The organism is Pseudopedobacter sp. (assembly GCF_040392825.1).
Classification (GTDB): Bacteria; Bacteroidota; Bacteroidia; order Sphingobacteriales; family Sphingobacteriaceae; genus Pseudopedobacter.
In genome coordinates, this window is sequence record NZ_JBEBVH010000143.1 from 1 (window position 1) to 10,049 (window position 10,049).

Sequence of the window (10,049 nt, forward strand, 5' to 3'; positions counted from 1 at the left end):
CAAAACATAAAATTACAATAGATTCGCATGAATCTGTAAGGCCGACAGGTGTGCATAGAACTTATCCGAACTGGATGGCTATTGAGGCAGGAAGAGGCAACGAATACAATGCTTTTAGTATAGGTAACTTGCCTGAACATGAAACCATTTTGCCATTTACACGATTGATGGGCGGACCGATGGATTATACTCCTGGAATATTTAAACTAAAAGGATTTGCCGAAAACGATCCCCAAAGACAAGTTCATACCACCCTAGCTAAACAATTGGCCCTATATGTTACCATTCATAGCCCGTTACAAATGGTTGCCGATGAAGTGGATAACTACGCTTTATACCCCGATGCATTTAACTTTATCAAAGACGTTGCCGTAGATTGGGACGACACCAAAATTGTAGAAGCGGAGCCCGGAGATTTTGTAACTATTGCCCGTAAAGCAAAAGGAACAGAAAATTGGTTTATTGGTGCCATTACCGATGAGCATGCAAGAATTGCTCAGATTCCATTAAATTTTCTGGATAAAGGAAAAGACTATATTGCAACTATTTATAGAGACGCCGACAATGCAGATTGGAAAAATAATCCAGAAGCGCACAAGATAGAACGCTTTAAAGTAGACACAAAAACAGTCTTCAAACTAAAACTTGCACAGGGAGGCGGAGCAGCGATTAGCATAGTGCCGTTAGAAAAAGGAAAAGATAACCAAACCAGGAAGTATAAATAATAGTTTATCGGCTGCCTGAACAATAACTTTTAGGCAGCCATTTTTTATGCTGTTCAGATGTTTTAACAGTCTAAAAGGATATTTAAAATTGTTAGAACTTCCAAATAATAAACTGCATCTTATAGTAAATTGATTCTCTGTGAATCTATACTTTTTCCATATTAGTCCATATCAAGTCCATGTTTTTATAATAAAAGGTGGACTTATTATAGATTGACTACGAACTATATTCATAAACTATGAGGATCAGATCAATATTAGATTAAGTGGTGATGTTTTAAATATCCGAACGAAGAGGAAGAGATTTAGTGGCGTAAGTACTGTTTAAAAAAAATAGGCTATTCGGGATGTTAGCCCTGTCGCATTTTGAACGAATTTTTAATCTGTATTTATACTATAGTCGGATGTTAATATAGTGCATTCCGGACAAGCATATTCATGATAACTAAGACCTATTCAAAATTGCCGTCACCTCGACGAAAGGGAGGTCTCTATATTTATAGCAGAGAACAAACTACTTCGCCGGCTCAACCCTTAGCCCAACATCCGTTACAGCTTTTAAAGGATTGTCCCGCATATTTTGCTCGATAATGAAAGTGTGTTTACCGGCAGTATCAAATTTGAAACCCTCTTTATAGATCAGCCTATAGCTATAAAGATTACCCGAACCTTTGCCAATCCATTTTCCATCAGCTAAAGCTAGCTGGAACTCTTCTCTTGCAGTAGTTTTTTTATTACGAGGTGAAATCTGAGAAAGACGTAGCCAGATATTCGAATATTTATAATCTTCGGTATGTCTGAAGTTAACGTATATATTGTATGGTATGCTTGCGTCTTTAATGTCTACGACTGTTTTTATAGGCTTGTCGTAAGACCAGTTTTCATTGCTTACTGCTGTGTATTCGTCAATAACCACATTATCAGTACAAGAAGCTACTGACAATGTGATTGCTGTTATTAAAAAGCATTTAAAGATCATTCTCATTGTTGATCGGGCTTTTTATTGTTATTATTTGGTTTTCTTTTCTTGAACCGTTTCTTATGTTTCTGTTCTCCGTTTTGTTCTTTATTTACAACTGTTCCGGTTTCTGCCGAAGCGCTGTTGTTTTGTTTTTTCTCTCTATCAGGAGTATTTCCCCTGCTTTGCTGATTATTATTTTGCTGCGGAGCTTTTTTGTTTTGTTGTTGAGCTGGTTGATTGTTGTTGCCCGGTTTGACATTTTTATTTGCTCCATTATTGTTATTAATTCCGTTTCCGGATTTATTCTTTTTCTTTTTCCTTCTGGCCTTTTCATCCAGGCGGGTCAAACTGTCCTGACCAACTACATTCTCGTAGTCAAAAGACTTTTCTATAACAATTTCTTCTTCAAAAGATTCAAAATCTTTTAATTCTTCAGGCATTTGCCCTTGTTTATTCAGAGCCAGAATTTCTCTGACCCTATCTATCTGAAGAGGTATCCAGGTGTTATCTTCTCCAAAATAGCTAAACCACATTACTTTTTTGAAGATATCGGTTTTTTGCAATTTAGCATCACCTTTTGAGGTCTTTAAGAGATCTGCATTATCAGGAATATGTTTCAATGCGTCCATATAACTATCTAATTCGTAGTTTAGGCAGCATTTTAATTTACCGCATTGTCCCGCAAGTTTCAACGTATTTAAAGACAGGTTCTGATATCTGGCTGCTGCGGTAGAAACGGTTTTAAAATCTGTTAACCACGTAGAACAGCAAAGCTCACGCCCGCAAGAGCCAATACCCCCTAAACGGCTGGCTTCCTGGCGCATACCAATCTGGCGCATTTCTATTCTAACCCTGAATGCTTCGGCCAATTTTTTAATCAGTTCCCTGAAATCAACACGACCTTCTGCTGTATAAAAGAAAGTTGCCTTTGTTTTGTCTCCCTGATATTCAACATCGCTTAGTTTCATTTCCAGGCCCAATTCTAAAGCAATCGTTCTTGCTTTGTGCATGGTCTCATATTCTCTTTCTTTGGCGCTTTTCCATTTTTCTACGTCCTGAACGGTCGCTTTTCTAAAGATTTTTAATGGTGCTTTTTCTTCGGTTACCTTTTTTCGGTTCATTTGAACCCGAACCAGTTCTCCGGTAAGCGTGACGTGGCCAACATCATATCCTCCGCCTGTTGTTTCTACAACAACCAATTCTCCGGCTTCTAAATAAATATTGTCAACATTCCTGTAAAAATCTTTTCTGGAACCTTTAAAACGTATTTCTACAAAAGGAAAAGGTTTATAGTTAGCTGGCGAATCCATGTCGGAAAGCCAGTCGTAAACATCTAATTTGCTGCAACCGCCATCGGTCATACAAGAACCGTTACTTTTGCAGCCCGCGGGTGTACATCCTCCACCCGATGAGCAACTTCCACATCCCATAATTATATCAATATATGTTGAGTCCCTGTAACAGGGAGCGTATTAAACTTTATAATTTTTACTAATTTCAAAGATACATCTAAAAATAATATCTTCGGATTTGCATTACGTTCGATATGATAATGCGCTTTTTCGAACTCATTTGCAATAGCTTCGGCTTTTGCAATATCCAAAACTTTCGAAAAGTTACTAATAAATTCTAATTCTTTCTCTGGCAGATGCACTAAACCTGGTGTTCCACTTAAAAAAAGTATACATTCACGCATCAGGTTAATACCATAGCGCAATAGATTTTTTTGATTCTCACGACCTAATTTGGCAAGGTCATCTTCTGCTAAAGGAATAAAAACAGAGCCTTTATTGCTGTAAGAAGCCCTTAACCAATTGGCCATTTTTTCATGGAAATCGTTTTCTTCCTGTTCAGAAAAAATAAGGGCATTCTGCAGGTTCCCATTACTTAAATACGCAATCTGCTCTGCTTTATTTTCAGATAACTGGAGTTTGTCTATAAGGAACTGCTTGATAGCCTCATTTTTCTGTTTTGGAATTTTTACGATTTGTGTCCTGGATAAAATAGTATTCAGGATCTGATCCTGGTTCTGAGCAACGAGGAGGAACAGTGTTTTATGAGGAGGCTCTTCTATAATTTTTAATAAAGCGTTTCCTTCTTTATCCAGGTACTCCGGAAGCCACATGATTAAAATCTTATATTCAGATTCAAAAGGCTTTAAGCTTAGTTTCTGAATAATGCTATGGCATTCGGCAATATTAATATTTGCCTGTTTATTGTCAGCACTTAAATTCTCTCTCCATTCGTCCAATCCCAGATAGGGATTGTTCAAAAATGTCCTCCGCCACTCTTCTATAAACGTTAATGCATTGTCTTCCTTATGTTTAGCAAAAAAAGGGTAAGAAAAGTGTAGGTCTGGATGGATAAGTTTCTGGTATTTTCTGCAGGAACTGCATTCTCCACAAGAATCGTTTTCCAGCTTATTTTCGCAGCAGATATATTGAGCAAAAGCTACAGCCAATGCTAAGCTGCCAGAGCCTTCGGGGCTTAAAAATAGCTGGGCATGGCTAATCCTTTGATTTTTAACCATCTTAACCAGGTGATCTTTAACCTCTTGTTGTCCTACAATATCTTTAAACTGCATCGTTGCAAAATAATAAATAAGTAGCAAGTAGAAAGTATCGGGTACCAAGTATTTACAATTAATTGATGATATCAAAATCAGAAGATAAATCTTATTTTTGCGGTATCAAGCATCTTGATACTGAGTACTAAACACCTGATACTTCATATGGCCAGAATAATGTCTTTCGATTTCGGTACCAAACGCATTGGGATTGCTGTTACAGACCCCATGAAAATTATTGCTAATGGTTTAACAACCATTCATCCGAAAGATATAGTAGATTTCTTAAAGAAGTATTTGATGACAGAAGCCGTAGAAACTTTTGTAGTTGGCGAACCGAAGCAAATGGACGGCACAGATTCTCAGTCGGCGGTACACGTTAGAGGCTTTGTGAATCTGTTGAAAAAGAACTTTCCCGAAATCCCAATTGAGATGATGGACGAACGTTTTACCTCAAAAATGGCTTCTGCTGCTATTTTACAAAGTGGGGCAAAGAAGAAAACACGGCAGGATAAGGCTTTGGTAGATACGGTTTCGGCAACGATTATTCTGCAGTCGTATATGGAGAAAACGAGTTTCTTTTAGCTCTGAGCGGATAAGCTCTATTTTTATCAACTTTTCTAATTGAAGAATGAATTAATGGTCAGAGATACCGGTTTACTTTTCCGCAATACTGTTCAAACTCATCACCATATTGGATTGCCAGAAAATTTTCTTCTTTCAATACCTGTCGGTGAAAGGTAAGAATTCCGGCGAAAATATAGATTAACAAAATCCAACTGGGGAAGATTAGAAATTGTCCAATCAGCATTGCGGCAAAAGAGACATAAATTGGATTTCGACTAACAGCAAATGCTCCCTGAGTTATTAAGCCCTGAGAGGAGTTTTCTGCCAAACCTACGCGAAAGCTTTTTTTAAAAGATATCAATGCCCATAAAAATAAGCTTAGTGACATTAGACAAAATAGAACACCAATCCATGCCATTGTTTGGTTCTCAAATAAATTTTGATGTATAATAGTTGGTAAATCAAATGCATTTGCCAAAATCAGGTATAGATAAAAAACTGCAAATGGAGGAATGAAATAGTCTTTTGGATCTTTTTTACCAAATTCAATTGCCTCTATACCTTGTTGTTTTAAACTAAGTACGCGAAATATGACCATGCATATGAGCAGTACAATCATAATGATTCCTATATAGGCTTGCATATTTTGTTACCTGTTTGTTTGATATAATATTAATACACTTAGAAATTTCAAATGTTTGTTTGTATATAACTTGCTGGTCATTTGTCCTATTAAATACAAATAAAAAATCCTTTAGATCAAATTATAAAGTGAAATTTTTAGGGGTCGCAGCAAATAAAAAATAAGAAGGTCTCTTTTTGTACAGGAAACTTATTTATTCTCTCTTCTTACCAATAATATATTCTCATTATCCAATACCAGATAGCCATAATCATAACAAAAAATATAAGAAATGCCCTTTTGTGTAGTGTAAATGTGTGTATGATAGGCAAAATTAAAGCCTTTTTGCAAAAGCAAATCTCTTTTTACTTTCGTTTTTCCTTCAGGATTGTATTGTTTCAGGATTTGATAGTTCTTTTTTAAAATCTGATTGATCTGCTTAAGCAAGCTATTGTCCTGAGATTTTAATCGGTTATTGTAGTTGGTTCTGCACTGGTCATCACAAAATTTTTTATCTGCTCTTCCAATAACAGGTTGTTGGCAGTCTAAACAAAGTCTTTCCATGTTGCCCTTTTTAGTTTTGAAGTTAAAAATATTTCTGTTTAAATCAAAAGATATGCTTCATTGGCGAATGCCCAAGTATAAACGTGTATAAACGGATAATTTCCGACTAAAGTCTGGCTGTGTGGCCAACTTTGTATCGTCGATGTTCATGAGAGCATTGGTCGTTAAATAGTAAAAACTTAAAATTTAGAACATGAAAAATGTAATTAACAAAGTAACTCTTTCTGGTTTCACAGGTGCAGACCTGGATGTTAAAGAATTTGGAAAAGGTAAAAAAGTGGCGCGGGTTAACTTAGCTGTCAATGAAGTTTTCAGGAGTGCTAACGGGGAAGAGGTAAAAAAGACACAATGGTTTACACTGGTTTTTTGGAACAGCAAGGCAACAATGGCCGAAGAACAAATTAAGAAAGGTTCCAGGCTAACAGTAGAAGGACGTTTAAATAATAACGTTTATGAAGCGAAAGACGGAACAAAGCGCTATAGTACTGATGTTATTGTAGAGCAATTAATTTCACTAGATAAAACAAAAAGCGAATAGTTTTAAATATTGCACAAAACAAGTCATCACTGAGCTCTCGTTTAACGGGGGCTTTTTTGTTGAAAATGTTAAATAACGTTAATGTCCTTGCCGGGTACGATCATACGGCCTACATTTGTGTCAGGTTTATAATTGGTTAGTTAAAAGCTTTCATTCTCCCCGTTTGAAAGCTTTTTTTGTGTCCTTAATTTTTGATAATCCTAATCAACAACGTCTATAATGCGTGTCACTATAAAAGCGAACAAGAGATTTTAAGACCTCTTAACAGTCTTTTGAATTTTTACTTTTGAATTTGGGTACTACCTTTGCCAAATGGAACTCATTAACGAGACTTTAAAGCGATATCTGGAGCATTATTGCGAGCCGGAACCAGAATTGCTAAAACACATCGACCGTGAAACCAATTTAAAGGTTTTATTGCCAAGAATGCTATCGGGCCATTATCAGGGCCGGGTAATCAGTATGATTTCTAAACTGGTAAATCCGAAGAGGATTCTGGAAATAGGAACTTTTACCGGATATGCTACGCTTTGTTTTGCCGAAGGTTTGGCAGATGGAGGAAAGATTATCACTTTAGATATTAATGAAGAGCTGGAAGAAAGAGTAAGAGGTTATTTCGACCAGTCGGAATATAAAGAAAAAATAGATTATAGAATAGGCAATGCACAGGAAATAATTCCGTTACTAGACGAAGTGTTCGATATTGTTTTTATCGATGCCGATAAAAAAAGCAACTATAATTACTATGTGCAGGTTTTTGACAAAGTTAGAAAAGGAGGAATTATTATAGTAGATAATGTGCTTTGGAGCGGAAAAGTGTTAGAGAATAAGTCTGATAAAGACACCAGCAATATCATGAATTTCAACGATGAAATTGCTAAAGATGACAGAGTGGAAAAATTAATATTGCCAGTTAGAGACGGATTATTTATCATTAGAAAAAAATAAAAACAGAACATGAGATTTCATTTATCAATAAAGAATATTCTGTTATGTGTTTTCGCGATAGCTTTTTTAAGCGCTTGTTCCTCAAAGAAGAAAATAACTAAACCGAACCGTGGTTCGGGATCTGTTTACCATCAGAACAACAAACAGATAGAAAGAGAAGTAAATAAACACACGAAAGGAAATTTTACTACTTATACAGCCCAGACTTATATCGACAGATTTAAAGGAATTGCTGTTAGTGAGATGAATAAGTACGGAATTCCCGCCAGCATTACATTAGCACAGGGAATTTTAGAATCGGGCAATGGAAACAGCGATTTAGCAAGATATGCGAATAATCATTTTGGTATAAAATGTACAAGTGACTGGCGAGGAAAGGGCTACTATAAAGATGATGATGCGAAGGACGACTGCTTCCGTGTTTACAATAATCCGGATGAAAGCTATCGCGATCACTCGGAGTTTTTAAAACGAAAGCGTTATGCTCCCCTTTTTGAGTTGGAAAAAGACGATTATAAAGGTTGGGCTAGAGGTCTGAAACAAGCAGGTTATGCGACAAATCCGCGCTATCCCGAATTGCTAGTTTCTATAATAGAGCGATACGAACTTCATCAATACGATAGAAAAGAAGGAAAAATAGAGAAAATAAAGAGGGAAGACAGAGTGCTTGCTGATATCAACAAAAATATTCCGAAAGAACCTGTTAAAGATAGACCTGTAGATGCTCCGGTAGCCATAGAGGGAGACTATTATATTGTGGTGAAAGGAGATACGCCTTATAGTTTGTCTAAAAGATTCGGTTTAACGGTAGATGAGCTTTTGCAGATAAACCAGGTTGATGATGGAAATATTAAAATAGGTCAACGTTTGCTCATAAAAAAACAGACAAACTCAACAACGTATAATCCAGGGAAAGCTCCGGTTTATAACCCAACAATTTATACCGTTGCTCCGGGCGACACGCTATTTAGCATCTCTAAACGTTTTAATGTAAGTGTAGATGAGTTGGTAAAGTTGAATTATATTACTGATAATTCGATAAAAGTTGGTCAGGAACTAATTATTAGAAAGTAAGCATTTTGATATTAAAAAGGGCTTTATGCATTTTATTGAGTGCGATTTTTTATATCGCACAACTGTCTGCCCAGGAGGTCGAGATGAGTGGCGTTGTTTTTGATCAGCAAACCCGTCAACGTATTAACAGGGTCAATATCAGCAACCTGAGAACTGGGGTGAAACTCTTTAATAATACGAAAGGAGAATTCAAAATTTCTGTAAAGCCAGGTGATAAATTGCAGGCAGTGGCCGAAGGTTTTTATATTGACACTTTAGTTTATACCAATCAGACGGCCTTGGTTTTTTATTTAAAACGTGTGGCAATCCCCCTGAAAGAAGTTTTAGTAAGAGATTCTGCTTTGTCTGCACAAAGAAGGTATGAGGAGCTTAGAAAACAGTTTAATAGCCTTAACCGGTTAACAAACAGAGACTTGCTTTCTATTGGGCAATCGGGGGTTGGACTAAGTATTGATGCCATTTGGAATTCATTGAGCAGGGCTGGCAGAAATGCCAAAAAGCTTCAGGAAATAATGGAGCGCGATTATATGAATAATTTCATAGATGAGAAATTTAACCGGACGCTGGTTTCCAAATATACGGGGCTAAAAGGGGATAAATTAGAGTTATTTATGATTAATTATAGACCTTCTTATTATTTTGTATATGGTGCAAGTGAGTATGATTTGGTAAGTTATATCAAAATGGCTTATATCCGGTTTATGAAAAATCCATATCCCGAAGATGTTTCGAGTTTAAAACCTATTGAAAAGCCATGAGGTTTCCGGTAATTGTTTGTCCCTGGTTGAAAGTAAGTGGAATGGCTATATTTCCTTTTATTCTCCTTAAGCAACGGAATAAAAGCTACTCCAGTACTTTGGTTTTTCACGAGCGTATTCATTTAAGGCAACAGCTGGAACTACTTATAATTCCTTTTTATTTATTGTATCTTTTCCATTACTTCATTAATCTTTTTTACTACAAAAACCATCATATCGCATATAAAAACATTGTTTTTGAACGGGAAGCCTATGCCAATGACCAAAACAGTGACTATTTAAGAGAGCGCAGGTTTTGGGCTTTTTTGTCATATTTATGACCGCTATTAGGAAAATTATGTACAATTTTGCGCTTGCTGACGTTATTTTATTTAATATCAGATATTAAGAATTTCGAAAATCATGAGTATACTTTTAAAAAGCTTACTTGTCCTGGGTTTAATCATTTCAAATATATTGTCTGCTGGTGCTCAAGTAGGTTTTTCAGAGTCAGATACCATAGCTACCACTATCATTTATCCCAAGAAAAACTCTTTTGTAACCAGGCCAAATTATTTCCAGATTACAAAAAAGACGCTGCCTTTTTATCTGGTTCAAAGAAAAGTGAACTACTGGAAAACAACTGCATCTTTTGGTGTTAACTTAAATCAGGCGACTTTTAGTGATAATTGGAGTAGCGGAGGGGTTAACTCCATTGCACTAACAACGCTTGTAAACTATAAATCA

Annotated in this window: 12 protein-coding genes and 1 pseudogene; 8 read left to right on the forward strand and 5 right to left on the reverse strand. The window is 36.2% G+C overall.

Translation table 11 applies throughout. The annotated features are described in order from the left end of the window. A partial coding sequence (locus ABWO41_RS11125; RefSeq protein WP_353137690.1) for a glycoside hydrolase family 97 C-terminal domain-containing protein occupies positions 1-725 on the forward strand: 725 nt, incomplete at its 5' end. 514 nt (positions 726-1,239) lie between these two features. Here ABWO41_RS11125 and ABWO41_RS11130 read toward each other — a convergent pair. The 3 genes from ABWO41_RS11130 to ABWO41_RS11140 are packed head-to-tail and all read right to left on the reverse strand — an operon-like array spanning position 1,240 to position 4,270. Beyond that, complete coding sequence (locus ABWO41_RS11130) at positions 1,240-1,710, reverse strand: gliding motility lipoprotein GldH (protein ID WP_353137692.1); 471 nt, start codon at positions 1,708-1,710, stop codon at positions 1,240-1,242. Further along, positions 1,707-3,116, reverse strand: coding sequence for a PSP1 domain-containing protein (locus ABWO41_RS11135; RefSeq protein WP_353137694.1), 1,410 nt, complete (start codon positions 3,114-3,116; stop codon positions 1,707-1,709). Before ABWO41_RS11135 ends, ABWO41_RS11130 begins: the two co-directional genes overlap by 4 nt. Before the next feature lie 2 nt (positions 3,117-3,118). Beyond that, positions 3,119-4,270: a DNA polymerase III subunit gene (locus ABWO41_RS11140; RefSeq protein WP_353137696.1), complete on the reverse strand. Its 1,152-nt coding sequence runs from the start codon at positions 4,268-4,270 to the stop codon at positions 3,119-3,121. A 147-nt stretch (positions 4,271-4,417) separates the two neighbouring features. Between ABWO41_RS11140 and ruvX the strand changes: the two genes are divergently transcribed. Then, on the forward strand, positions 4,418-4,837 hold the full coding sequence (ruvX, locus tag ABWO41_RS11145) for a Holliday junction resolvase RuvX (protein WP_353137698.1): 420 nt from the start codon (positions 4,418-4,420) through the stop codon (positions 4,835-4,837). Positions 4,838-4,895: 58 nt separating this feature from the next. Here ruvX and ABWO41_RS11150 read toward each other — a convergent pair whose 3' ends face one another. Together ABWO41_RS11150 and ABWO41_RS11155 are read right to left on the reverse strand one after the other, a co-directional pair. Next, positions 4,896-5,438, reverse strand: coding sequence for a methyltransferase family protein (locus ABWO41_RS11150; protein ID WP_353137700.1), 543 nt, complete (start codon positions 5,436-5,438; stop codon positions 4,896-4,898). A 213-nt stretch (positions 5,439-5,651) separates the two neighbouring features. Further along, on the reverse strand, positions 5,652-6,005 hold the full coding sequence (locus ABWO41_RS11155; protein WP_353137702.1) for a hypothetical protein: 354 nt from the start codon (positions 6,003-6,005) through the stop codon (positions 5,652-5,654). A gap of 193 nt (positions 6,006-6,198) precedes the next feature. On the opposite strand from ABWO41_RS11155, the gene ABWO41_RS11160 reads away from it, so the two are divergent. The 6 genes and pseudogenes from ABWO41_RS11160 to ABWO41_RS11185 all read left to right on the forward strand — a co-directional run. Next, on the forward strand, positions 6,199-6,543 hold the full coding sequence (locus tag ABWO41_RS11160; protein ID WP_353137704.1) for a single-stranded DNA-binding protein: 345 nt from the start codon (positions 6,199-6,201) through the stop codon (positions 6,541-6,543). A gap of 312 nt (positions 6,544-6,855) precedes the next feature. Beyond that, on the forward strand, positions 6,856-7,491 hold the full coding sequence (locus ABWO41_RS11165) for an O-methyltransferase (protein WP_353137706.1): 636 nt from the start codon (positions 6,856-6,858) through the stop codon (positions 7,489-7,491). A 9-nt stretch (positions 7,492-7,500) separates the two neighbouring features. After that, positions 7,501-8,565, forward strand: a complete 1,065-nt coding sequence (locus ABWO41_RS11170) for a glucosaminidase domain-containing protein (protein ID WP_353137708.1) — start codon at positions 7,501-7,503, stop codon at positions 8,563-8,565. Between the two features lie 35 nt (positions 8,566-8,600). Beyond that, on the forward strand, positions 8,601-9,323 hold the full coding sequence (locus ABWO41_RS11175) for a hypothetical protein (RefSeq protein ID WP_353137710.1): 723 nt from the start codon (positions 8,601-8,603) through the stop codon (positions 9,321-9,323). Beyond that, positions 9,320-9,643, forward strand: coding sequence for a hypothetical protein (locus ABWO41_RS11180; RefSeq protein WP_353137712.1), 324 nt, complete (start codon positions 9,320-9,322; stop codon positions 9,641-9,643). The genes ABWO41_RS11175 and ABWO41_RS11180 overlap by 4 nt, the downstream gene beginning before the upstream one ends. An 82-nt stretch (positions 9,644-9,725) precedes the next feature. Continuing rightward, positions 9,726-10,049 (forward strand): annotated as a pseudogene (locus ABWO41_RS11185) (DUF3078 domain-containing protein); the annotation flags it as partial.

What these genes read in the sequence shown, in the direction of transcription:
- ABWO41_RS11170 (WP_353137708.1), top strand. Translation starts at nt 7,501, where the DNA reads ATGAGATTTCATTTATCAATAAAGAATATTCTGTTATGTGTTTTCGCG.
- ABWO41_RS11180 (WP_353137712.1), top strand. Translation starts at nt 9,320, where the DNA reads ATGAGGTTTCCGGTAATTGTTTGTCCCTGGTTGAAAGTAAGTGGAATG.
- ABWO41_RS11150 (WP_353137700.1), bottom strand. Translation starts at nt 5,438, where the DNA reads ATGATTGTACTGCTCATATGCATGGTCATATTTCGCGTACTTAGTTTA.
- ABWO41_RS11165 (WP_353137706.1), top strand. Translation starts at nt 6,856, where the DNA reads ATGGAACTCATTAACGAGACTTTAAAGCGATATCTGGAGCATTATTGC.
- ABWO41_RS11135 (WP_353137694.1), bottom strand. Translation starts at nt 3,116, where the DNA reads ATGGGATGTGGAAGTTGCTCATCGGGTGGAGGATGTACACCCGCGGGC.
- ABWO41_RS11160 (WP_353137704.1), top strand. Translation starts at nt 6,199, where the DNA reads ATGAAAAATGTAATTAACAAAGTAACTCTTTCTGGTTTCACAGGTGCA.
- ABWO41_RS11130 (WP_353137692.1), bottom strand. Translation starts at nt 1,710, where the DNA reads ATGAGAATGATCTTTAAATGCTTTTTAATAACAGCAATCACATTGTCA.
- ABWO41_RS11140 (WP_353137696.1), bottom strand. Translation starts at nt 4,270, where the DNA reads ATGCAGTTTAAAGATATTGTAGGACAACAAGAGGTTAAAGATCACCTG.
- ruvX (WP_353137698.1), top strand. Translation starts at nt 4,418, where the DNA reads ATGGCCAGAATAATGTCTTTCGATTTCGGTACCAAACGCATTGGGATT.
- ABWO41_RS11155 (WP_353137702.1), bottom strand. Translation starts at nt 6,005, where the DNA reads ATGGAAAGACTTTGTTTAGACTGCCAACAACCTGTTATTGGAAGAGCA.